Annotated in this window: 19 protein-coding genes; 10 read left to right on the forward strand and 9 right to left on the reverse strand. The window is 71.4% G+C overall.

Annotated elements, in window-relative coordinates:
* Window positions 1–179 precede the first annotated feature (179 nt).
* Both ABZX11_RS28925 and ABZX11_RS28930 read left to right on the forward strand, forming a co-directional pair.
* Window positions 180–557 carry a GtrA family protein gene (locus ABZX11_RS28925; protein ID WP_354918649.1) on the forward strand — a complete coding sequence of 126 codons (378 nt, stop codon included), beginning with the start codon at window positions 180–182 and terminating at the stop codon, window positions 555–557.
* Window positions 554–2,689 (forward strand): glycosyltransferase family 39 protein, encoded by a 2,136-nt coding sequence (locus ABZX11_RS28930; protein ID WP_354918652.1) that lies wholly within the window; start codon window positions 554–556, stop codon window positions 2,687–2,689. Before ABZX11_RS28925 ends, ABZX11_RS28930 begins: the two co-directional genes overlap by 4 nt.
* Before the next feature lie 230 nt (window positions 2,690–2,919).
* On the opposite strand, the gene ABZX11_RS28935 is transcribed toward ABZX11_RS28930, so the two are convergent.
* Genes ABZX11_RS28935 through ABZX11_RS28955 form a run of 5 tightly spaced genes read right to left on the reverse strand, consistent with a single transcriptional unit; the run spans window position 2,920 to window position 9,684 of the window.
* Window positions 2,920–5,496: a hypothetical protein gene (locus ABZX11_RS28935; RefSeq protein ID WP_354918655.1), complete on the reverse strand. Its 2,577-nt coding sequence runs from the start codon at window positions 5,494–5,496 to the stop codon at window positions 2,920–2,922.
* Window positions 5,497–5,536: 40 nt separating this feature from the next.
* Window positions 5,537–6,358, reverse strand: coding sequence for a carbohydrate ABC transporter permease (locus ABZX11_RS28940; RefSeq protein WP_176170703.1), 822 nt, complete (start codon window positions 6,356–6,358; stop codon window positions 5,537–5,539).
* The gene (locus tag ABZX11_RS28945) at window positions 6,355–7,314 is read right to left on the reverse strand and encodes a sugar ABC transporter permease (RefSeq protein ID WP_354918658.1); all 960 of its coding nucleotides are present in this window, start codon (window positions 7,312–7,314) and stop codon (window positions 6,355–6,357) included. The genes ABZX11_RS28940 and ABZX11_RS28945 overlap by 4 nt, the downstream gene beginning before the upstream one ends.
* A 32-nt stretch (window positions 7,315–7,346) precedes the next feature.
* Window positions 7,347–8,651, reverse strand: coding sequence for an ABC transporter substrate-binding protein (locus ABZX11_RS28950; RefSeq protein ID WP_354918661.1), 1,305 nt, complete (start codon window positions 8,649–8,651; stop codon window positions 7,347–7,349).
* A gap of 28 nt (window positions 8,652–8,679) precedes the next feature.
* Window positions 8,680–9,684 carry a LacI family DNA-binding transcriptional regulator gene (locus ABZX11_RS28955; protein WP_354918664.1) on the reverse strand — a complete coding sequence of 335 codons (1,005 nt, stop codon included), beginning with the start codon at window positions 9,682–9,684 and terminating at the stop codon, window positions 8,680–8,682.
* 144 nt (window positions 9,685–9,828) lie between these two features.
* Here ABZX11_RS28955 and ABZX11_RS28960 point away from each other — a divergent pair, with 144 nt between their 5' ends.
* Window positions 9,829–11,685, forward strand: a complete 1,857-nt coding sequence (locus ABZX11_RS28960; protein WP_354918667.1) for a glycogen debranching N-terminal domain-containing protein — start codon at window positions 9,829–9,831, stop codon at window positions 11,683–11,685.
* 31 nt (window positions 11,686–11,716) lie between these two features.
* On the opposite strand, the gene ABZX11_RS28965 is transcribed toward ABZX11_RS28960, so the two are convergent.
* The 4 genes from ABZX11_RS28965 to ABZX11_RS28980 all read right to left on the reverse strand — a co-directional run bounded on the left by ABZX11_RS28965 (window position 11,717) and on the right by ABZX11_RS28980 (window position 14,871).
* Window positions 11,717–12,277: a hypothetical protein gene (locus ABZX11_RS28965; protein WP_354918670.1), complete on the reverse strand. Its 561-nt coding sequence runs from the start codon at window positions 12,275–12,277 to the stop codon at window positions 11,717–11,719.
* A 15-nt stretch (window positions 12,278–12,292) separates the two neighbouring features.
* Window positions 12,293–12,784, reverse strand: coding sequence for a hypothetical protein (locus ABZX11_RS28970; protein ID WP_354918673.1), 492 nt, complete (start codon window positions 12,782–12,784; stop codon window positions 12,293–12,295).
* A 66-nt stretch (window positions 12,785–12,850) separates the two neighbouring features.
* Window positions 12,851–13,870, reverse strand: coding sequence for a LysR family transcriptional regulator (locus ABZX11_RS28975; RefSeq protein ID WP_354918676.1), 1,020 nt, complete (start codon window positions 13,868–13,870; stop codon window positions 12,851–12,853).
* Window positions 13,867–14,871, reverse strand: a complete 1,005-nt coding sequence (locus ABZX11_RS28980; RefSeq protein WP_354918679.1) for a hypothetical protein — start codon at window positions 14,869–14,871, stop codon at window positions 13,867–13,869. The genes ABZX11_RS28975 and ABZX11_RS28980 overlap by 4 nt, the downstream gene beginning before the upstream one ends.
* 128 nt (window positions 14,872–14,999) lie before the next feature.
* Here ABZX11_RS28980 and ABZX11_RS28985 point away from each other — a divergent pair, with 128 nt between their 5' ends.
* The 7 genes from ABZX11_RS28985 (at window position 15,000) to ABZX11_RS29015 (ending at window position 22,463) form a co-directional block, all read left to right on the forward strand.
* Window positions 15,000–15,938 carry an ABC transporter substrate-binding protein gene (locus tag ABZX11_RS28985; RefSeq protein ID WP_354918682.1) on the forward strand — a complete coding sequence of 313 codons (939 nt, stop codon included), beginning with the start codon at window positions 15,000–15,002 and terminating at the stop codon, window positions 15,936–15,938.
* Window position 15,939: 1 nt separating this feature from the next.
* A complete protein-coding gene (locus ABZX11_RS28990; RefSeq protein ID WP_354918685.1) occupies window positions 15,940–16,887 on the forward strand; it encodes an amino acid ABC transporter permease in 948 nt (315 codons plus the stop codon).
* Window positions 16,884–17,648, forward strand: coding sequence for an amino acid ABC transporter ATP-binding protein (locus ABZX11_RS28995; protein WP_354918688.1), 765 nt, complete (start codon window positions 16,884–16,886; stop codon window positions 17,646–17,648). Before ABZX11_RS28990 ends, ABZX11_RS28995 begins: the two co-directional genes overlap by 4 nt.
* On the forward strand, window positions 17,645–18,844 hold the full coding sequence (locus tag ABZX11_RS29000; RefSeq protein ID WP_354918691.1) for a M20 family metallopeptidase: 1,200 nt from the start codon (window positions 17,645–17,647) through the stop codon (window positions 18,842–18,844). Before ABZX11_RS28995 ends, ABZX11_RS29000 begins: the two co-directional genes overlap by 4 nt.
* Window positions 18,844–20,121, forward strand: a complete 1,278-nt coding sequence (locus ABZX11_RS29005; RefSeq protein ID WP_354918694.1) for a Type 1 glutamine amidotransferase-like domain-containing protein — start codon at window positions 18,844–18,846, stop codon at window positions 20,119–20,121. Before ABZX11_RS29000 ends, ABZX11_RS29005 begins: the two co-directional genes overlap by 1 nt.
* Window positions 20,122–20,170: 49 nt before the next feature.
* Window positions 20,171–21,025 carry a MurR/RpiR family transcriptional regulator gene (locus ABZX11_RS29010; RefSeq protein ID WP_354918697.1) on the forward strand — a complete coding sequence of 285 codons (855 nt, stop codon included), beginning with the start codon at window positions 20,171–20,173 and terminating at the stop codon, window positions 21,023–21,025.
* A gap of 178 nt (window positions 21,026–21,203) precedes the next feature.
* Window positions 21,204–22,463 (forward strand): lipase, encoded by a 1,260-nt coding sequence (locus ABZX11_RS29015; RefSeq protein WP_354918700.1) that lies wholly within the window; start codon window positions 21,204–21,206, stop codon window positions 22,461–22,463.
* Window positions 22,464–22,473: the final 10 nt, after the last annotated feature.

A 22,473-nucleotide genomic window follows, 5' to 3' on the forward strand; every position in this document is an offset into this window, starting at 1 on the left:
GTTACGCGGCGATTCTGTGCGCCGGCTGTTGATCTCACCACCGGGGTGAGAGATCCACCTCTAACGATTCTCTCAGGTTAATTCCAGGCCATTCTCACGATCGGTAGCCCACCGTGAGAGTCACGTAACCGGTCACACAGCGTCGTGCTCGGCCGCAGGAAACCCCGAACGGAGGAAGCATGTCGGTCGGCGCGACCGGAGGCTCGCCGAGCGGCGGCCGGCTCTGGGAGATCCTCTCGTTCTCCGTGATCGGAGTCGTCTCCACGGTCGCGAACCTGGTGCTGTACGCGGTGTTCCGGCTGTGGCGGCCGGTGCTGGTGGCCAACCTTGCCGCGCTCGTGCTCACCACGCTGTTCAACACCGAGGCCAACCGCCGCTTCACCTTCGTCGGGGCGGCCACTTCCCGACGCAAGCCACACGTGCAGGGGCTCGTGGTCTTCGGGCTCCACCACGTCTTCACGGTGCTCTTCGCGGCCTCGGTGCCGGGCACCGCGGGCCGGTTCGTGCTGCTGCGCAGCTGGGTCTTCCGCAAATTCCGAGGAAAGGACGAAGAATGACAGTCGCCGCCGACCAAGCGGCACCGGCCGGCCGCGCCGCTGCCCCGGCCCGGACGCGGTGGCAGGTCTGGGCGCTCGCCGGGATCTGCGTCGCCGCGACCGCGCTCTACGCGTGGCGGATCGGCGCGGGCCAGCTGGGCAACACGTACTATTCGGCCGCCGTGAAGTCCATGACGGACAGCTTCACGAACTTCCTGTTCGGCTCGTTCGATCCGTACGGCGTGTTCACGGTGGACAAACCGCCGATGTCGCTGTGGCCGCAGGCGCTTTCGTTGCTGGTGTTCGGTTTCCACGGCTGGGCCCTGCTGCTACCCCAGGTGATCGAAGGCGTCGCCGCGGTGTTCCTGCTGCACCGCACGGTCCGGCGCTGGGCGGGCGAGAACGTCGCCCTGCTGGCCGCGCTGATCCTCACGCTCACGCCGATCACCGTCGCCATCAACCGGGACAACAACCCGGACACGCTGCTGGTGCTGCTGCTCATCGCGGCGGCGTACGCGTTCACGCGCTCGGTGAAGGCGGACACGAGCCGCGCCCGGACGAAATGGCTGCTGTGGTGTGCCTTCTTCATCGGCTGCGGGTTCGTCACGAAGATGATGCAGGCGTGGATCGTCGTGCCCGGGTTCGCCCTGGCGTACCTGGTCGGCACGAGCGCGCCGGTCAAACGGCGGATCTTCGACCTGCTCGGCGCGGCCGTCGTGCTGTTCGCGTCGTCGTTCTGGTGGGCGGCGCTGCACGACTGGTGGCCGGGCTCGAAGCCGTACATGGGCGGCAGCACCGACGGCACCGCGTGGAACCTCATCTTCGGCTACAACGGTTTCGGCCGGATCTTCGGCGACGAAGGCAACTTCGGTCCCGGTGGTGGCGGCGCCCGCCCGAATCTTCCCGAAGGGATGAGCCTGCCGTCCGGGATGGGCGGCGGCATGTTCGGCGGCGACACCGGTCTCGGCCGGATGTTCGGGCCGTCGGTCGGCGGGCAGATCTCGTGGCTGCTGCCGCTGTCGCTGTTCGTGCTGGTCGTCGTCGCGGTCAAGGGCGTGCGGGCGAAGGGACCGGGCGATCCGGCTTCGCGGGCCGGCTGGTTCGCCTGGGGCGGCTGGCTGCTGGTGACGGGCGTGGTGTTCAGCTACGCGCAGGGCATCTGGCACCCGTACTACACCACGATGCTGGCTCCGGCGATCGCGGCGATCTCCGCGGCAGGCCTCGCCCGCTTCTGGCGTGCCTACCGCGGGGACGGGGCGGCCTCGTGGCTGCTGCTGCCCGCCGCGGTCGCGCTCACGGCGGTGTGGGCGTTCGTGCTGGCGAGCCGGGAAGCGTCCTGGCACGGCTGGACGCGCTGGGCTGTCCTGGTGACGGGTGTGGTCACGGTGGCCGCGCTGCTCGGCGCGCGGCTCGCCGAGGCCCGCCGCGCGGTGTTCTCGCGGGTGTCGCTGGTGCTGGGCCTGGTCACGCTGCTGCTGGTCCCGGCGGTGTGGTCGACCGCGACCGCGGCGACCGGCGAGAACCTCGGTGTGATGCCGGCGGCGGGCCCGAACGGCGGCGGCTTCGGCGGCCTGCGACCGGGCGGCCAGGGTGGTTTCCCGGGCGGCACCGGCGACCTGCCGCAGTTCCCCGGTGGCACCGGCGGGTTCCCGGGCGGTACCGACGCGGCCTTCCCCGGCGGCGGCTCCCAGCAGCCACCGGGCGGTTCGGGCCGTGGCCGGGCGGGCGGCTTCGGCGGCATGATGGACGGCAAGCTCACCGACGAGCAGCAGCGTGTCCTCGAGTACGCCAGCCAGCACAAGGGAAACGCGGAGATCACTCTCGCGGTCGACGGCGCGGCGACCATGGCCGCGGGCTTCATCATCGGCTCCGACGAGACGGTCATCGGCATGGGCGGCTTCATGGGCAGCGACGACTCCCCCTCCGTCGACCAGCTGCAGCAGTGGACCGCCGAAGGCAAGCTGAAGTTCGTCCTGGGCGGCAACACGGGCGACAGCCGCGGAATGCCGGGCGTGTCCGGCGGCGCGGGCCGGCAGCGTCAGCAGTGGATCACCCAGCACTGCACGGCGGTCGACCCGGCGGCCTACGGCGGTCAAGCGGCGCAGCAGGCCGGGCCGATGGGAGCCCAGACCCTCTACGAGTGCCACGCCTGAGCGAGTCCGCAGGGCGGAGCCGGCGTCCCCTCTCAGGTCACGGCTCCGCCACCTGCTCCCGCTCGGCCGCGCACAGCCCGGATCGCACCGCCTCACTGACTTCGGCGCGGTCCGGCAGCGATCCCTCCGCCGTGTCCGAGCGTGGTGGCGAGCGGTCCGCCGGAGGCGAGCGGCGTTTCCGATCCCCGGTCCGACCGGCGCCGGCCGCGAACGCCGGTCGGACCGACGGTTCACCGAAGCCGAACCTGGAGCTCGCCCGACTTGCCGGTGACCTCCACCTCGAGCTGGTCACCTCGGGATGTGGCGACCAGCCGGTAGGGCACCGGGCGGCCGCCGAACGAGACGCCGGTGACCGTTTTCCCCGGGGGGATGACGGCTCCGACCGTGACCGCGGCGGTTCCGGTCCACGAGAACCACGTGGTCAGGCTCGCTGGGGTACTCGTCGCGCGGACGGCGAGGGAGCCGGTGCCGAGCCGGATGTCCGAGCCCGCGATGCGGTGCTGCCCCTGCGGGATCTGGGGAACGACCGCGATGCGGCCGTGGGGCAGATCGGGGTCGACACCGAGTTGCTGGTGCACGACCGGCCAGAGCACGCCGTAGGTGCCCCACGCCTGGAGGACCATCGAGCGGTCGGTGAACGGGCGGTCGATGTTCGCCGTGAAGTCCGGCGACGGAGCCACTTCCGGCATCGCGCCCGGCTTCTCCCAGATCGCCGGGTCGAGCTGGATCCGGGTGTTCGCCGTGGTGTAGCGCTGCTGCTGGGTGCGGCCGAGCCTGCCGTAGTTGCCTTCGGCCACCGCCATGATCGCGGTGTTCAAGGAGTACACGGCCCGCTCGGCCGGTACCGCGGTGACCACCTGGTCGCAGCTGGGGCCGGGGTTGCCACCGGAAGCGCTGGTCGGGCCCGTCCCGGTGTGGTAGAGGCCGAGGTCGCCGCTGTAGCAGTCCTCTTCCCGGCGTTGCAGGGTTTGCTGCGCGTGGCGCCGGGAGGCGAGTTCCCGCGCGCCCGGCAGGGCCGCTTCAAGCGGGGTCAGCCCGATCCAGTGCCGCTGGAAGACGGGCGTGTTCCCGTCACCGAGGGAGTCGCCGTACCCGGCGGCGTCGTCGCCCGCCCACCAGGTCGCGTCGAACCGGCCGCGCAGGTCTTCGAAGCGGGTCTGCGCCCAGCGGGCGGTCGCGCGGTCGCCGCGGCGTTCGGCCATGTCGGCGAGATCGGCGAGGCCGCGGAGGTAGTAGACGGCGTTGTCCAGCTTTTCCGCGCCCATGCCGGGACGCTCGACGTTGCCCAGCCCCTCGGGCCAGCCGTCGTGGTCGGCGTCGAGGTTCGTGGCGATGTACCTCAGCGCGCGGGCGGAGAGGTCGTAGAAGTCGTCGAGGACCCGGTCGTCCCCGCTCCAGCGCCACAGCAACGCCACCACGCTCGGGAACTTCGCGGTCTCGTCGGTGTTGCCCGGGTCGCCGTTGGCCCCGAAGTACACGTCACCGGTGGAAACGACTTCGTGCACGATCTTCCCGCTGCGCCGGTTGACCAGGTCGCTGACGTCGCGCAGGGCGCGCAGGTGGTCGCGGACCAGGTCGAAGCGACCGGCCGCCACGGCCGCGAAGGCGGTGTACTCCCCGTCGGTGCCGAACAGCCACGGGTAGTCGGGGAAACCGGCGCCGATCCACCGGGCGGACGGGACGGTACCGGCCGCGGGCGGGTAGCCCGTGCCGGCCGACACGGGCCGGATCTGCAGGTTCCGGGCCTGCTGCACCGAATCCGCGAGGTTGCTCTTGCTCCACTGGACCGCGGCCTGCAGCGGACGATCACCCGGCAGGTCCACTTGGGTCGGGGCGACCGCGGCCCGTCGTACCGCGAGCTTGTTCGTCCAGGCGGCGGCAGGGGCGGCCAGCGCCGTCCGGGCGGCGTGGGCCGCCTCGGTGGCGCTCGTGGTGGAGCCGGCCACCGCGAACCACAGCGTCGTCGTGCGGTTGGCCGTGACGTCGACCCGGTAGTCGAGAGCGCCTCCGGCCCCCTTGCCGGCACTGCTGTCGTCGCAGCGGTACGGAGCCGTGCCGGTGGCGGGACACAGCACGGGCGGGTCCTGCGGCCCCCGGTGCGGCCCCGCCGTGGCGGTCGCCACCGGTGGCCGATCGCCGGCGACGACCGCGCTGTAGTCGTGCGGGCGCGCTCCGGGCGCCGACGACGTCCCGGTGTCGCGGAAGGTCAGTGCCGTTCCGTCCGTGCTCGCGGTGTCGGGCAGGTCCACGGCGGCCGAGGACGGTGTGGTCGACGTCCACGGGTAGGCCAGCAGCAGCTCCGAGTGGGCGTCGACCCGGAGATCGACCGTACGGCTCACCGGGCTGCGCAGGCTGAGCGCGACGAGGGTGGTGGCCGATCCGTCGGGTACGAACTGGACGCGCTCCGCCGTCACGCCGCCGGTGGTGCGGTAGCGGAAGCGCTCGTACCCGTCACCACTGGCGTAGCCGACGGCGGTGGCGCCGGTGCCCAGCCACTGGTCCCCCACCCGGAACCAGAGGCCGTCGAGCAGCTTGATCGGCGGCGCCCAGAACCCGCCCATCTCCCCGCGGATGTGGAACCCCGCGGCCGGGTACTGCCCCGACTCGTCGCCGAGCACGTACGCCTGCTCACCGGTGATCAGCGACCGCCGGTCGGCGAGGCGGGTGGTGGTGGTCGGTTCGTCCGCTCCGGACCCCGCCACCAGCAGCGGGCCGGGCGGGCTCGTCCCCGCCGTCGCGGCGGCGGGGACAGCGGTCAGGCAGAGCGGGACGAGTACGGCGAGCACACCGGATCGCGTGCGCAACACGGTTACCTCCAAGGAGTTTCGTCCGGCGCGGCACGGCCGGTCACTTGAGACCGCCCGCGGTGAGGCCGGCGATGATGCGGCGCTGGAAGACGAGCACGAGCACGACGAGCGGCACGGTGACGACGACACCCGCCGCCATCTGAGTACCGAAGGGCTGGTCGAAGCTGTACGCGCCGGTGAAGCGGGAGATCGCCACGGTCGCGGTCTGCATCGACTTGTCGTTCACCATCGACAGCGCGATGATGAACTCGTTCCACGCGGTCACGAACGTGATGATCGCGGTGGTGAACACCCCGGGCGCGGCCAGCGGCAGGATGACCCGGCGGAACGCACCGAGCCGGGTGCAGCCGTCGATCATGGCCGCTTCCTCGAGTTCGCCGGGCATCTGCCGGAAGAACGCGTTGAGGTTCCACACCGCCAGCGGCAGGGCGAGTGCCATGCTCGGCACGATCATCGACTGGTAGGTGTTGATCCAGTTGATGTCGGTGAACAGCTTGAGCAGGGGCACGACCAGCGAGATGCCCGGGAACATCGACGTGGCGATGATGATCGCGGCGGCCGCGTTCTTGAACCGGAACCGCAGCCGCGCCAGGCAGTAGGCCGCCGACAGCCCGATGAGCAGGGTGAGGACCGTGGCGACCCCGGCCACCACGAGGCTGTTGAGCAACGCCCGGCCGAACCCGACGTCCACCCCGAACACGGCCGTGAAGTTGGCCACGGACACCGGAACCGGGAAGGGCGTCAGCGAGAACTGGTCGGTCGGCCGCCGCAGCGCGGAGACGACCATCCAGTAGAACGGGGCCAGGCAGTAGGCGAGGATGACCACCAAGCCGCCGTAGCGGAACACGGCGCGGTACTTCATACCGGAACCACCTCGGGAACGGGCTCGTGGGCCGGCGCGGGAGCGGGCCGGCGGCGTCCCCGGCGGGTCCGGTCGCGCGCCTCGCCGATGACGTCGGCGCCCAGCAGTTTCACGAACACGAGTGCGACGGCGGCCACGTACAGGAACAGCACGGTGGCGTAGGCCGCCGCCGGGCCGAACCTGAGGTTGCTGGCCTCGTCCCAGGCCAGCATCGTCAGCGTCTCCACCGACTCCTTGCGGTTGCCGACGAGGACGAACGGCAGGTCGAACATCCGCAGCGAGTCCAGGACGCGGAACAGCACCGCCACCGCGAGGATCGGCCGGATCAGCGGCAGGGTGATCGACCGGAACTGCCGCACCGCTCCGGCGCCGTCCACCCGCGCGGCCTCGTAGACCTCGCGCGGGATCACCTGCAGTCCGGCGAGCACCAGAAGCCCGATGAACGGCGCCGTTTTCCACGTGTCGGCGATGATCACGGCGAACTTCGCCTGCCAGCCTTCGGTGGTCCAGAGCACCTGGTGGCCGATGATCGCGTTCGCGACCCCGTCGGCCTGGAAGATCCACCGCCACAGGATCGCCGAGACCGCCGTGGGAATGGCCCACGGCACCAGGATGCTCGCCCGCACCACGCCACGCCAGCGCAGCGCCTGGTGCATGACCAGCGCCATGGCCACGCCGATCACCACCTCGAGGGAGACGGTGACTCCGGTGAACAGCGTTGTGTTGCCGAAGGCGTTCCAGAACCGGGCCGCCGCGGGGCCACCGAAGATGCCGGTGTAGTTGTCCAGACCGGTGAACTGGTCGCCCTGAACGACGAAACCGTCGGCGTCGACCGTCTGCCCCGACTGGTAGAGCGACTCCCGCAGGGCCGAAACCAGCGGGTAGCCGACGGCCAGGGCGAGCACCACGAAAGTCGGCGACAGCAGCAGGGCGGCGAGCCGTCCGGCTTCGCTCACCGCCCTGCCCCGCCGCACGGGCGTTGCCGTGCTCACTTGAGCAGGCCCCCGAGCTGGGTCTGCAGCTCCTTCAGCGCGGCCGCGCTGTCCTTGGTGCCGGAGATGGCGGCGTACGCGGCTTCCTGGATCGCCGTCGTCACGTCCCCGTACCGGACGGCTTTCGGCCGCGGCTTCGCGCCGAGGATCGAAGCCTTCAACGTCGGCAGGTACGGGAACTGCTTGAGCAGCTCCGGGTCGTCGTAGAGCTTGGTCCGGGTGGGCGCCTGCGACGTGGCCAGCAGGTTGGACCGTTCCGCCTGCTCGGTGGTGAAGAACTTGATGAAGTCCAGCGCCGTCGCCTTGTGCTCGGCGAACGCCGAGATGGCGAAGTTGTGCCCGCCCAGGCTGGAGACACCCGGACCGGCCGCCCCGGGCAGCGGCGCGACGTCGAACTTGCCCGCCACCGTCGAGGATCCGTCGGTCTTGTTCGCCAGCGCCCACTGGTACGGCCACTGCCGCTGGAAGACCAGCTCGCCGGCCTGGAAGGCCCGCCGGCCCTCTTCTTCCTTGTAGGTGATCGCCTTCTGGGGGATGACGCCGGCCTTGAAGCCCTGCACGAGCCGGTCGAGACCGGCTTTGGCCTGTGGCGTGTCCACGGCGGGCTTGCCGGAGTCGTCGACGATCGTTCCGCCGGCCGAGTGCACGGCTTCGTCGAAGTTGACGGTCAGGCCCTCGTACTTCTCGAACTGCCCGGCGTAACAGCCCGCGTTCGCCGCCTCGGGCAGCGCCTTGACCTTCTGGCACGCGGCGGTCAGCTCGTCCCACGTCTTCGGCGGCGCGACCCCGGCCTTGGCCAGCAAGTCCTTGCGGTAGTAGAGAAGCCCGCCGTCGGAGTACACCGGGACGGCGTACAGCTTGTCCCGGTACTCCGCGGTCTGCACCGCCGGCTTCAGGAAGTTGTCCAGGTCGAACTGGTCACGCGGGAGCTCGACCACCCACCGGTTGGCGGCGAACTCGGGCGTCCACACGACGTCGAGGTTGAGCACGGTGTAAGCGGTGGACTTCACCTGGGCGTTCTGCACCATCTGCTGCCGCTGGGCGTCCGCCGACTCCGGCAGCTCGACGATCCGCACCTGCTCGCCGGGATGGCCGGAGTTCCACTCCGCCACCAGCTTCTGCATGTTGTTGGAGGTGTCCTTGCCGGTGACGAAGGTGATGTCACCCCGTCCGTCCAGTGCCGGCGCCGCACTGCCGGTGGCCCCCGCCCCGCTGCCGCTTCCCCCGCCGCAGGCGGCGGCGAGTGCCCCCACCGCCGCCATCGCCGCCACCCGCAGTGCGGTCGTTCCCGGTCCAGCCATGCTCGTTGTCTCCCATCACCATTGATGTTCACAAACCCAGCGGGGCGCTGCCCCGGACCACGATCTGCCCGGGCAGCAGGACACCGGCTTCCGCGGTGCCGGGCTCGGCGTCCAGCAGGCCGACCAACGTCGTCGCGATCTCGGCGGTCGGCTGGCGAACCGTGGTCAGGCCGTTTTCCACCGACGTCGCCAGCAACGAGTCGTCGAAGCCCGTCACCCAGACGTCGTGGCCGGGCCGCGATCCGCGGCGGCGCACCTCGCCCAGCACCCCGACGGCCAGCAGGTCGGTCGCGGCGACGATCGCCGTCGGCGGCTCCCGGCCGTCCAGCAACTCCGCGGCCGCTCGCGCGGCACCCTCCAGGCTGTCGGAGTCCGCGCGGGCTTCCGGTTCCGGCAGGCCGAGGTCCCGGCACCGGGACCGCCAGCCGTCCCGCCGGTCGCTGCCTGCTCCGCCCGCGTCGGGACTGTCCCAGCCGATGAAGCCGATCCGGTCGTGCCCGGCGTGGTGCAGCCGCGTCACCAGCTCGGCGCAGGCCGCGTGGCCGTCCACGTCGACCCACGATCCGGCCTGCCGCCCGTGCCGCGGCCAGGTCCGGCCGAAGGAGGCGAACCGGATGCCGCGACCCGCGAGCCACGCGTGCCGGGGATCCTCCCCGACGGTGTCGGACAGCACGAACGCGTCGACGGCCTGCTGGGCGACGAGGTCGGCGTAGGTCGCGAGCCCGGCCTCGCCCTCGGGCGCGGTGAACAGCAGCAGGTGCCGCCCCGACGCTTCGACGGCCGCGGTGAGGGCGTGCAGGAACGCGTCCATGTACAGGCTGTGCCCCGAGTGGCGGGACAGGCAGTACCCGATCAGCCCCGCCTGGCGGGTGGCCAGGCTGCGCGCCGTCCGGTTCGGCCGGTAGCCCAGTGCCTCGATCGCCTCCCGCACCCTGCTGCGCGTGGCCGGGTCGACGCGCTCGGGCGCGTTGAGGACGTTCGACACGGTCTGGTGGGACACACCGGCGTGCGCCGCCACCTGCCGCAGTGTCACGTCCTGTCCTCGTCGAACCACTCGTCGTCTCCGCAACTGGTGACACTCGCACGCGAATGCCGTACTCTCCGTAGTTTGACCGGTCAAATCCGGCCGTAACAGTGACTGATGTCACCAGTTCGTGTCAACACCCGCGGAGGAACCGTGACCGGCTCGAGCACGTCGCTGCACAGTCTCATCACCGTGCTGAACGCTCCCTCCGTCGTGTGCTCCCACCCCGACGGGCACCTGTCCGGCCGCGGGGCGACCGGCTGGTTCAGCCACGACGTCCGCGTGCTCGCGCTCCTGGAGTTCGCGATCGCGGACGTGCCCACCGTCTCCGTCGGGCACGAACTCCAGCAGCCCTCGGCAGCCGTGTTCCACGCCGTCGCGCGCGAGTCGGAGTCCCACTCGCGCGACGCGACGCTGCTGCTGGAGCACCGGCGCCAGGTCCACCCCGCGACCCTCGCCGAACGGCTCACCGTCACCAATTTCGACAGCCGGCGGACCTTGACGATCAGCCTGCGCGTGGCGACCGACTTCGCGGGCATGGACGCGGTCAAGGCCGGCCGGACCCTCGCCGCCGTCCCGCCGGTGGTCGACGACCGGATCCGCTGGCAGGAGGAGCGGGCCTCGGCCGTCCTCCGCACCGAGCCGGCGGGGATCGCCGAGGTCGACGCCGACTCCGTGACCGAGCTGACGTGGCAGCTGGAACTGGGGACGGGCGAATCCTGGCACCTCGACGTCACCGTGGCCGCCACGTTCGGCCCGAGCGAGTTCGACCAGCGGCCCGCGGCCCGTGCTCCACAGTGGACAGTGACACCGGACGTGCCGGCCCCGGTCGCGGAAAGCCTCGAGGACCTGCGGGCGCTGCTGCTGGCGGACCCGGACAGCCCGGACGACGTCTACCTCGCCGCCGGCGCCCCCTGGTACCTGACCCTGTTCGGGCGGGACTCGCTGTGGGCGGCCCGGCTCCTGCTGCCGCTCGGCGGGCACCTGGCCGCGGGCACCCTGCGCACCCTCGCCCGCCGCCAAGGCGTCCGGTACGACCCGCACACCGAAGAACAACCCGGCAAGATCCTCCACGAAGTGCGCGCGGCACCGATCGACACCGGCCAGGTGCGGTTGGGTTCCCGCTACTACGGGACGATCGACGCGACCCCGCTCTGGATCTGCCTGCTGCACGAAGCGTGGCACGCCGGCCTGCCCGCCGAGGAGGTGGAGCGACTGCTCCCCCACCTCCTGGCGGCGATGAGCTGGCTCACCGGAACCGACGCCGACCCCGACGGGGACGGGCTGATCGAGTACCGGCCCTCGCCGGCCGGCGGCCTCACCCACCAGGGGTGGAAGGATTCGCACGACGCCTTCCTGCACGACGACGGCCGTCATCCCCGAGCCCCGCTCGCGCTGTGCGAAGCCCAGGGTTACGCCTACGCAGCCGCGCGAGCCGCCGTCGAACTCGGACAGGCCTTCCGGCGGCCGGAGGTGGCGGAGTGGGCCAGCTGGGCGCACCGGCTCGAACAGCGCTTCCGAGCGACCTTCTGGACCGAGGACGCATCGGGCAGGTACCCCGCCATCGCTCTCGACGCGGAGAAGAATCCGGTCCACGGCGCGACCTCGAACATGGCGCACCTCCTCGGCACCGGACTGCTCACCGGCGAAGAAGCGGCCCTCGTCGCACACCGGCTCGGCCACCCCGACCTGACGACCCGCTTCGGGCTGCGCACCCTGAGCTCGGCCAGCCCGCTCTACAACCCGTTCAGCTACCACCGTGGATCGATCTGGCCCCACGACACGGCCATCGCCCTGACGGGCCTGGCCGCGGAAGGACACCACGACCAGGCCGGCCGGCTGGCGGAGGCCATCCTGCGCACGGCCGGCCACTTCCGCGGCCACGTTCCCGAACTGTTCGCGCTGCTCGACGATTCCGGCGCACCCCTGGCCTACCCGGCGGCCTGCAAGCCCCAAGCGTGGTCGGCGGCCGCGGTCGTCCGGGCCGAGCAGTACCTCCGCACCCGGTGACCGTCCACCTGGGAGGGCCGGGGATCCCGGGTCAGGCGGACCACTGGCAGTGCAGGTGGGTGTCGTGCCCGGCGTCGCCGGGGCCGAGGACGAGGCTGGCCCCGTTGTTGCGGCAGCTTTGCATGACATCGCGGTAATACGCATTCCCGGAGTCGACGGTGACGCCGTTGATCACGGAAATGTCGAAGGCCCGGCCGTCGTAGTGGGCCGACCCGGCGGTGTGCGATCCGCCGGCGATCTCGCTGATCGACAGCCGGTACGCCGAACCGACGAAGTAGAGGCCCTTGAGCATGGATTCCTTGAGGCACACCGAACCGCCCGGCGCGGTGCCGTAGCTGCTGCGCTGCGCGGCCAGGCCGGAAGCGGCCTGGTTGATCTCCTTGAGCGCGGTGGCGTTGTCGGCGACTCCGCTTTCGTGGGAGTTCGCGAAGGTCGTGCGCCCCTGGTTGATGACCGACAGTGCGGTGGCCGACGGACACTCCCCGGCCGACGCCACCCCTGGCGCTGCCACGGCCTGGGTCGCGCACAGGCCGGCCGCGACCACCGCGGCGGACACCAGGTGCAACACTGCGTTCTTGAACGAGCGAGTCATGCGTTCTCCCGGAAATTACAGGTAACAGCCCGAAGAGCCGAGGATGGGTGTGGTGTCCACGGTCAGTCCCGAGGCGGGACCGACGACAATCGTGGCGCTGCTGCGGGTGATGGCGCTTTCGCAGGCGGCGGCGCTGGATCCGGTGTAGTAGCCGATCCAGACGTCGACGCGGCGCTTGCCGCCGGACCAGTCGCTCTGGCACGCGCCGCAGAGGTCTTCCATGACGAAGTACTTCTTGAGGTACGGGATGTACACCCGGGTTCCGGCGCTGAGCCAGCGCGGGTCGGACGCCAGGGTGACGGGGTTGTCGTAGGTGCCGGTCCCGTTGGCCGTGCCGTGTCTCGGTGCCGAGCCGGGGTAGGCGATCGCGCCGCCCGGCGGATCGTTGTCGCCGGCGGCGAACCCGGTCACCGTGGCGGTGTAGTCGGCGGCCGCCGCGACGCCGGTCGTCGGCGACACGAAGGCAACGGTGAGCAAGGACAGGATTGCCGTGATTCTCGTTCGCACGAGCACAGCCTGAGCGAAACACGATAGCCGGACAACAGGAGATTCCTTCACGAACCGCACGGCTGTTTACGCCGGCGTAAAGCCCCCTTCGCCGGGCAGGTCGATTCCCGGGTACAAGAGCGGGTTCTTCGCCATGTAGGCGTAGTGCGCCGGGTTGTTCTCCGCCACACGCCGCCGGTACCGCTCGCGGTAGAGACCGAGCACGGTCGGCGCCAGGGCGGCCACCGCCGGGTCGTCGCGCCACGACAGCGCATAGCGGGACACCGGGCCGCCGAGGAGCCGGCGCGACACGATGCCGGGCTCGCAGCGGTAGCTCGGCGGCCCGATGTCGACCGCGGTGCTGAACGCGTGGATGCCGGCCATGTGCACGCTGTCGTCGACGTCGTGGACCAGACGCGGCCGCACCGGGGAAAGATCGGCGAAGATCCGGACCATCAGTTCGCGCTGGTCGTCGATCGGCGTCAGCCAGTCGTACCGGCACAGCTCTTCCCAGGTGACCACCGGCTGCCCCGCGAGGGGGTGGTGCGCGCCGAAGATGGCCCACACCGGATCGCGGACGATGTCCGCCGAGCCGAACCCGGTCAGGTCCAGCCGGGGCCGGACCCGCGGGCCGTACCAGGTTTCCCAGACCAGGAAGTCCACGGCGCCGCGGCGCAGGTCGGCGAACCCGTCCGCGCAGGCGCGGTAGTAGCGCAGGCGCCAGGGGACGTCCCCGGCCACCGCACTGAGCAACGGCACCATGTCTTCGTGCACGGCGCGGTAGGTGCCGACGGTGTAGCTCTCCGGCCGGTCGGCGGCCGCCGGTGCCGCCAGCCGCCGGTGCGCCGAGGCCCAGACCGCGTCGATCTCGAGAACGGCGGCGAGTGTCGTGTCGCCGGCCGCCGTCAGCGCCACCGACTTCGAATCGCGGTCGAGCAGCTGGGCGCCGAGGGACCGCTCGAGCCGCCGGATGCGCTGCGACACCGACGAAACCGACATCCGCAGCCGGGTCGCGGCGCGGGTGAACGACAGCTCCTCCGCCACCGCGCGGAACACGAGCAGGTTGATCCAGTCCAGTTCGGCGGCGCTGCTCCCGAGCCGCGTCACGGGGCGTACAGGTCCGCGTCCGGCGTGCCCCGATCGACGTCGCGGAGGTAGTAGCCGGTCGTGGGACGGCTGTGGAAGTCGAACGTCGAGCCGGGGCGCAGGCGCCAGATCTTGAACCCGCGGTAAGTGAGCGATTCGCCGGGCACCGCCCGCTCGGGCCGGTGGTCGGCCAGGACGACGTAGGCGTCCTGGCCGTACAGGGTGGCCAGGCCGGTGCGGTCGAGGAAGAGGGAGCCGCCTTCTTCGACACCGACACCCCACGCGGCACCGCCGGAGGTGAGACCGTCGTTCACCGCCCGGGCGGTGAAGGCCATCAGCCTGCCCATCCGGTCACGGGTGACGAAGTGCGAGTCGTTGATCGTGTCACCGTAGTCCGGCCACGCGAACATGCCCGTGGTGAAGGTGATGTCCGAGGAGTAGGGATCGTCGAGCGCGGTCCGGCTGTCGACACTGGCGCCGCATCCGTTGTAGACGATCGAGCTGGTGATGTGCGTCCCGGCGCTCCCCCCGCCCGCACCGCCGCCCTTGGCGACCACGGACCGGACGGAGGCTTGCAGGGCGGTGCCTTTCCAAGCGGCGTAACGGCATTGGTCACCGCCGGCGAAGTAGACGAACTCGGCGTTGCGGAGGTCGGCGTTGACCCGGCTGTCGTCACCGTCGGCGGCCCGGGTGAGCACCCAGGTGGTGCAGGAGTTCACCCCGGCCAGCCGGATGACGGCGTCGCATTCGGGGGTGCGGCTGCCGCTCGCCGGGGTGGAGCCGGCGAGGACCACGACGTCGAGGGTGCCGCTGCCGCCGCGGATGGTGTCGACGGCTCGGCGCATGCTCGCGTCGACGACCGCGCCGGAGCCGTTCATCGTGAACGCCGGGCCCGACCAGTCCGGCCGGGTGACGTCGATCGAGCTGCCGGCGCGGAACCGGGTGACCGAAGCTTCGGCGACAGCGGTTCCGGAGACGGCCAGCAGCATGCAGGCGGCCAAGACGGTGAGGCGACGACCCATGTGCCCTCCCAGGTCCGGTGAAGAAACAAATATTACATCTAGCCTCATGTTGACGGAAGATGTAAGTTGCGTTTCACCTTCGACCGGCCATCACCGGACCCCGCCCCACTCCTCGGGAAGGCTCGACCGTGCTCGTGAAACCTCCTGCCCACCCCGGCCCGCTCGCCGCCGTGGCCGCCGCCTGCCTCGTGACCACCCTGACCGGCTGCAGCCCGTCCTCCACCGCAGCGCCCGCCCAGCAGACCGTCGCCGTCGCCGGGGTGACCATCAGCGCGGCCGCGGACCTGCACGACGCGCTCCCGGCCGCGATCCGCGACACCGGGACCGTCCGGGTGGCCTCGGACGTCCCCTACGCACCGTTCGAGATGTTCGTCAAGGAGGGACAGCCGGAGCTGACCGGCCTCGACTACGACCTCGGCCAGGCCCTCGGCGGCAAACTCGGAGTCAAGTTCGCCTTCACGCCGCAGAAGTTCGACGGGATCGTCCCGGCGATCCAGGCCGGCAAGTACGACGTCGTCATGTCGGCCATCACCGACACGAAGAAGCGGCAGCAGGTCCTCGACTTCGTCGACTACTCGGTCTCCGGCTCGGGCATCCTCGTCGCGAAGGGCAATCCGCAGAAGATCGGCTCCCTGGGTGACCTGTGCGGCAAGGCCGTCGCGGTCCAGGTCGCGACCCACCAGCTCGACCTGCTGACCGCGCAGCAGGCGAAGTGTCCCGCGCCGATCTCGATCCAGACGTTCCCGAAGGACTCCGACGCCCAGCTGGCCCTCCGCTCGGGCAAGGTGGCCGCGGAGGTCCTGACCAAGCCGGCCGCCGGCTGGACGGCCAAGACGGCCGACGGCGGTTCGGCGTTCGAGTCGGTCCAGGACCCCGCCGCCGACGGCGGTTACGACGCGACACCCAACGGGATCGGGGTGTCCAAGCGGCTGCCCGAGCTGACCGACGCGATCCAGAAGGCGCTTCAGGCGCTGATCGACGACGGCACGCTCAAGAAGATCTGCGCCGCCTACGGCGTCGAGTCCATCGCCGTGCCGAAGGCGACCCGCAACGCCGGGGCGGCCTGAGATGACCGTCCACACCGAACCGGAGGCGACGACCGGCCGGACACCGCCGGCCGAGCTGACCACCGTCCCCTTGCGACACTGGGGCCGGCTGGTCTCCGCGGCGATCGCGCTCACCGCCCTGATCGGACTGATCGGCTCCCTGGCGAAGAACCCGAACGTGCACTGGGACATCGTCGGGCAGTACCTCTTCGACGGCCTGGTCTTCCGCGGGCTCGCCACCACGCTCTGGCTCACCGCCGCCGCGATGGCGCTCGGCCTGGCGCTGGGCACGGTGATCGCCGTGCTCCGGCTGTCGCACAACCCCGTGCTGAGCAGCCTCGGCAGTCTCTTCGTCTGGTTCTTCCGCGGCACGCCGCTGCTGGTCCAGATCATCTTCTGGGGGTACGCCGGCGCGCTCTACCAGCGCATCATGATCGGCATCCCGTTCACCCACGTGACGTTCTTCAGCGTGGACACCAACTCCGTGCTGACCCCGGCCGTCGCCGCGCTGCTCGCGCTCGGGCTGAACGAAGCGGCCTACTGCAGCGAAATCGTGCGGGCGGGCATCCAGTCCGTCGACGTCGGCCAGGCCGAGGCCGCGCACTCCCTGGGCATGCCACCGGGCTTGACCCTGCGGCGGATCGTGCTGCCCCAGGCGATGCGCGTGATCATCCCGCCGATGGGCAACGAAGTGATCAACATGCTGAAGATGACGGCACTGGTCTCGATCATCTCCGCCCACGACCTGATGTCGAACATCCAGGACGTCTACGCCCAGAACTACCAGGTCATCCCGATGCTGGTGGTGGCGGGCGCGTGGTACCTGGCGCTGGTCACCCTGCTGGCCGGGCCGCAGTCGTGGCTGGAACGGCGGTTCGGCCGCGGCACCACGACCGCCGGACCGGGCCCCGCGGCCCGGCTGTTCGCCGGCGGGCTGTCCCGCCGGCTCTCGCGAAAGGAAGACCGATGAGCCCGGCCATGGTCAGCGCCCACGGCGTGCGCAAGCGGTTCGGCCGGCTCGAGGTGCTGCGCGGGATCGACCTGGAGGTCGAAGCCGGGCAGGTGTGCTGCCTGCTGGGCCCGTCCGGCTCCGGCAAGTCGACGCTGCTCCGGTGCATGAACCACCTCGAAAAGATCGACGGCGGGCACCTGTCGATCGACGGCGGGTTCGTCGGCTACCGGCAGCAGGGGACGAAGCTGCTGGAGCTGACCGAGCGGGAGGTCGCCCGCCGCCGCCGCGAGATCGGCATGGTGTTCCAGCGGTTCAACCTCTTCGGGCACCTGACCGCCGAAGAGAACGTCATGGAGGCCCCGGTCCGCGTCGGCGGCCTGACGAAGGCCGCCGCGCGCGAGCGCGCCCGGGAACTGCTCGACCGGGTCGGCTTGGCCGACCGGGCCGGTCACTACCCGGCCCAGCTCTCCGGTGGCCAGCAGCAGCGGGTGGCCATCGCCCGCGCGCTGGCCATGCGGCCCAAGCTGATGCTGTTCGACGAACCGACCTCGGCGCTCGACCCCGAGCTGGTCGGCGACGTGCTGGACGTCATGCGCGGGCTGGCGGCCGGCGGGATGACGATGGTCGTCGTAACCCACGAGATCGGCTTCGCGCGGGAGGTCGCCGACAAGGCGGTGTTCATGGACGAGGGCGTCGTGGTCGAGGAGGGTGATCCGCGGCAGGTGCTGGTCCGGCCGAGCCAGGCGCGGACCCGCGAGTTCCTGGCGAAGGTCCTGTGAGCCTGCGGACCGACCTGGCGCACCCGCTCCGGCGCGCCGCGGTCGAAAGCCTGCCGGGCTACCTGAGCGAACTCGCCGGGCTCGTCGCGTTGGACTCCGGCTCGGACGACCCCGAGGGCGTGAACGCGGTGGCCTCCCGGGTGACGCACCTGCTGCGGCAGCAGGGGTTCGCGGTCGAGCGGGTGCCGCTGGACGGGCGGGGCGACGCGGTGATCGGCCGGCTGGCCGGCCGGACACCCCGGCCCCGCGGCGGACGGCGCATCCTGCTCGCCGGGCACCTGGACACCGTCTTCGACCGCGGCACCGCCGCCGCGCGGCCGTTCTCCGCCGACGGCAAGCGTGCCTACGGACCGGGCGTCAGCGACGACAAAGGCGGGCTGCTCGCCGGGTTGACCGCCACGAAGCTGCTGCTCGGCACGGGTTTCCGGGACTTCGCCGAGCTGGTCTTCCTGGCCACCCCGGACGAAGAGGCCGGCTCGCCCATGAGCCGGCCGGTCACCGAAGCACTGGCCGGAACCGCGGACCTGGCCCTGGCCCTGGAGTGCGCCCGGGAGAACGGCGACCTGGTGCTCGCCCGCAAGGGCGTCGCCGACTTCCACATCCGCATCACCGGACGGGCCGCCCACGCCGGGATCGAGCCGGAGCGCGGGGCCAACGCCGCGCTGGCGGCGGCGAACCTCGTGCTCGAACTCCAGGCGCTGAACGGGCGGCGGCCCGGCGTGACGGTCAACGTCGGCACGATCCGGGCCGGTACCCGGACGAACATCGTCTCCGCCGAAGCGTGCCTCGAGCTCGAGGTGCGCTCGCCGACCCGGGACGGCATGGAGTGGGCCGCGAAGAGCATCCACGAACACGCCGGGCACCTCGCCGTCGAAGGCACCGCCGCCGTGGTCACCCAGCTCGACGACTGCCCGGTCATGGAAGACGGCCCCGGCGCCCGGGTGCTGCTCGCCCGCGCCCGCGCCATCGGCGACCGGCTCGGCTTCGCCGTCGACGCGGCCGCGACGGGTGGGGTGGGGGACGCCAACTTCATCGCCGGTCAGGGCGTGCCCGTCCTCGACGGGCTCGGTCCCATCGGCGGTGCGGACCACACCCCCGGCGAGTGGCTCGACGTCACCTCCGTGCCGGACCGCGTCGCCCTGCTCGCCACGCTCATCGCCACCTGCGGCACCCTCGATGCCCGGAAGGACCTCTGATGCCCGGACGCCCGGCTCGCGCCATCATCGTCACGATCCTGCTCCTGCTTTCCTCGTGGACGTCCGCGCACGCGACGACGGCCGCACGAGGGTCCTTGGTGCTCGTCGGCGGCGCGCTCGCCGAAGACAACGACGCCGTCTTCGACGAGGTCATCGCGCGGGCAGGCGGCCCACGGGCCCGGATCGGGATCATCACCGCAGCCTCCCTCCCGGCCAGCCAGGACCCCGACGCCGACGACCCCGAGAAGTGCTCCAACTCCGTGTGCAACGGCGCGTACTACGCCGGGCTGTTCACCCAGCACGGTGCCGCCGCGGAGTGGATCCCGGTCGACCTGGACCACGTGGCCGCGGCGGAATCCGACGCGGTCGCCGCGCGGGTCCGGGGTATGAGCGGTTTCTTCTTCGGCGGCGGCGACCAGTACCGCTACGTGACGACGCTGCTGCGCGGGGACCGGCACACCGACAGCTTGGTGCTGGCCGCCATCCGGGCGAAGTTCCGCGCGGGCGCGGTGATCTCGGGATCCAGTGCGGGCGCCCAGATCGCGTCCGGCCCCGACATGGTCACCGGCGGCGACTCCTACGAGGGCCTGCGCGACGGCAGCAGGCCCGGCTACTTCGAGGACCCCTCGGTGCTCGGCTACCTCCCGGCCGGCGGGTTCGGCCTGCTCACGTCCGGCCTGCTGGACACCCACACCGGCGTCGACGGCCGCGAAGGCCGGTCCTTGCGGCTGGCCGCCGACACGGGGCACGACCGCGTCTACGCCCTCGACGAAAACACGGCGGTGGTGGTCGACCGCCCCGGCAGCCCGGCCGAAACGCTCCGGGTGCTCGGCGAACACGGCGTGACGGTCCTCGACCTGCGCCACGGCCAGGCGACCACCGGGAGTTGCGGCTGGTCCGTCCACGACGTCCGGTACGACTACCTCACCGACGGTGCCCGGTACATCCCGGCGGCCCGGCTGGCCGTTCCGCCGGCCGGTGCCCGGCCCGCCACGCCGGTGGACCGGTCCCCGGTCCCGGAGAACGACGACGTCTTCCATTCGCCGCGGAACGCGGCCGGCACGCCCTATTCGCTCCTGCGCACCGCCGTCGCCCTGGCGGGCAGTGCGGTCGCCCGCACGACGACCGCGCACACCTTCGAGACCGCGCCGCGGTTCGACGTCCGGCTCCGGAAGACCGCGGCCACCCGGACGTGGACGAAGCCCGCGGTCCCGGGCAGTGTCCTGGACTTGCGGCTCGACGTCGGGCCGACGGCGTGCACGGCGCCCGTCCGTTAGGTTGTCGGCGGGGCGATCCCGCCGCCCCGGCACACGGAGGAGCCCCACGATGCCCGTCGACACGGTTGCCGAGCAGATCCGGCGGCGGCTCGGCGAGCTGAGCCCCGCCGAGACCAAGGTCGCCCGGATCCTGCTGGCGAACTACCCCGCGGCGGGCTTCGAAACCCTCGCGGCGCTGGCCGAGCAGTCCAAGGTCAGCGCGCCGACCGTGCTCCGGCTGGTCACCAGGCTCGGCTATGCGGGCTTCCCGGCGTTCCAGGCCGCACTGCGCGAGGAGCTCGGCGCCCGGGAAGCCTCGCCGCTGACGCTCTATTCGGGAGCGGACGAGCCCATCGGCGCGATCGCGGTCCTCGACCGCGCGGCCGGCGAGTTCGGCCGGGCGATCCACCGCACGTTCGCCGAGACGAGCGAACACGACCTCGACCGCACGGTTTCCCTGCTCACCGACCCCAAGCGGCGGATCACGCTCGCCGGAGGCCGGTTCAGCGGCCTGTTCGCCCAGTACCTGGCCCTGCACCTGATGCAGCTGCGCGACCGAGTCGAAGTCCTGTCCGAACACCCGGTACAGCGAGCGGCGGCTGCCTCGTCCTGGGGCCCGAAGGACGTACTGGTGCTGTTCGACTACCGGCGCTACGAGCCCCCGACGGAGCGCCTGGCCGAGCTGGCGGCGGAGCGCAAGGCCACGATCGTGCTGTTCACCGATCCCTGGCTGTCCCCGGTGAGCCACCACGCGGACGTGGTGCTGGCCCAGCAGGTCACCGCACCCTCGGCCTACGACAGCTTCGTGCCGACGATCGCTTCGATCGAGGCCGTGGTCGCGTTGCTGCTGGAGGCCCGAGGAGAAGAGGCACACGTGAACCTGGCCGAGCGCGAGAAGATCGTCCACCGCCTCGACCTCCACTGAAGCCCGGACAGCCCGAGGCACCCTGGACCGAGCACCTTCGGCGACCCGTGACCGCACCCCTCGATGTGGTGCCCACGACCATGTCCGAGGCGTGCGGGACGTGGCCGGCGCACATTGCCCCGGCTCGCTCGTTAGCCGATAGTTGCGGAGTTCCCCCCGGTGTCGTGAGGAGCCCGTCGTGCGCCTGCTCAGCCTGGTGGCCGCTGCCGCCATCGTCGTCGGTGTGGAGGTCGCCGCGCCGGCGCTGCCGGTTGCCTCGGCCGCTCCCTCCTACCTGACCAACGAGGCGACGTTCAGCACCGTCGCCAACGGGTGGGCCAAGGTGGAGCGCTACCGCGACACCACACCGGGATTCGCCGACGAGCAGTACCCGCCGGACGGGCGGGGCAACCAGGACGGGCAGCGGCTGACCTTCTTCGGCGGCGTGGCGCAGCCGTCCTCGTCGCGGTTCCTGCTGTACTCCGCACCCGGCTGGTCGACCGGCGCGAAGGCCACGCCGGTGCTGCTCGTCCACGGTGCCAACGACAACCCCGACCGGGCCTGGGCCAATCCGAACGAATCCGGCGGCTTCGGGTGCGGTTCGGCGACCTGCCCGTCGACCGGGCTGATGCAGTACCTCAGCTCGCGCGGGTACCGGGTGTTCGCCATCGGCTTCGCGCACAAGCAGGGCGAGAACCGCCAGCAGGCACAGCAGGTCGGTGACGCGATCGCACTGATCAAGTCACGGCTGGGGGTTAGCCAGGTCGATCTGGTCGGCTGGAGCAAGGGCGAGCTGTCCACGCGGATGTACGTCTCCTCGGTGAAGCCCCCGTGGGGCCGGGCCTACGCCGGCGACGTGCGCAAGCTGATCACCCTCGGCGGGCCGAACGGGGGCTACGACTACCCGTTCGCGCACGGCTACGCGCACGACCTGTCGATCTGGCCGGAGTGCGGCGTCAACATCAACGCGCCGAGTCCGCACACCAGGATGACCTGCTACGGCAGGTACACCTACCACCCGGAACTGTCGATCACCCCCACCGCCGGCTGGGACACCTATCCCGGGCAGCGGCAGATGCTGGCCCGCTTCGACAGCACGCTCGGCGTCGACGGCTCGCAGCAGGACTGGTACACGACCTACTACGGCGGCCAGGGCTTCTACACCGACGGGACGGGCATCCAGGCCGCGATCGACGCCGGGTCGATGATCTCTGCCATCCAGTCCGCCGGCACCCCCGCGGGCGTCTCGGTGTACCTGCTGGCCGGCGGCTCGCCCACCATCGTCGGCGTGTTCAACGAGAACCGCGGCCCGAGCGACGGCATCGTGTTCGTGGCCAGCGCGTTGGACAGCACGGGCATCGGCCACCTCGCCGCGACCGCACTGGTCGGCTCGGTGAACCACCTGCAGCTGGGCTGGGCGTCGGCGTCGATGTCCCAGGTGACGAGCTGGCTGGCGTGAAAGGGACGAC

The organism is Amycolatopsis sp. NPDC004169 (assembly GCF_040610315.1).
Lineage (GTDB): Bacteria > Actinomycetota > Actinomycetes > Mycobacteriales > Pseudonocardiaceae > Amycolatopsis.

Bases quoted from the DNA above. Each gene is read 5' to 3' on its own strand.
- ABZX11_RS28965 (WP_354918670.1), bottom strand. From the start codon at position 12,277: ATGACTCGCTCGTTCAAGAACGCAGTGTTGCACCTGGTGTCCGCCGCG.
- ABZX11_RS28940 (WP_176170703.1), bottom strand. From the start codon at position 6,358: ATGAAGTACCGCGCCGTGTTCCGCTACGGCGGCTTGGTGGTCATCCTC.
- ABZX11_RS28980 (WP_354918679.1), bottom strand. From the start codon at position 14,871: ATGGGTCGTCGCCTCACCGTCTTGGCCGCCTGCATGCTGCTGGCCGTC.
- ABZX11_RS28925 (WP_354918649.1), top strand. From the start codon at position 180: ATGTCGGTCGGCGCGACCGGAGGCTCGCCGAGCGGCGGCCGGCTCTGG.
- ABZX11_RS28930 (WP_354918652.1), top strand. From the start codon at position 554: ATGACAGTCGCCGCCGACCAAGCGGCACCGGCCGGCCGCGCCGCTGCC.
- ABZX11_RS29010 (WP_354918697.1), top strand. From the start codon at position 20,171: ATGCCCGTCGACACGGTTGCCGAGCAGATCCGGCGGCGGCTCGGCGAG.
- ABZX11_RS28990 (WP_354918685.1), top strand. From the start codon at position 15,940: ATGACCGTCCACACCGAACCGGAGGCGACGACCGGCCGGACACCGCCG.
- ABZX11_RS28995 (WP_354918688.1), top strand. From the start codon at position 16,884: ATGAGCCCGGCCATGGTCAGCGCCCACGGCGTGCGCAAGCGGTTCGGC.
- ABZX11_RS29005 (WP_354918694.1), top strand. From the start codon at position 18,844: ATGCCCGGACGCCCGGCTCGCGCCATCATCGTCACGATCCTGCTCCTG.
- ABZX11_RS28950 (WP_354918661.1), bottom strand. From the start codon at position 8,651: ATGGCTGGACCGGGAACGACCGCACTGCGGGTGGCGGCGATGGCGGCG.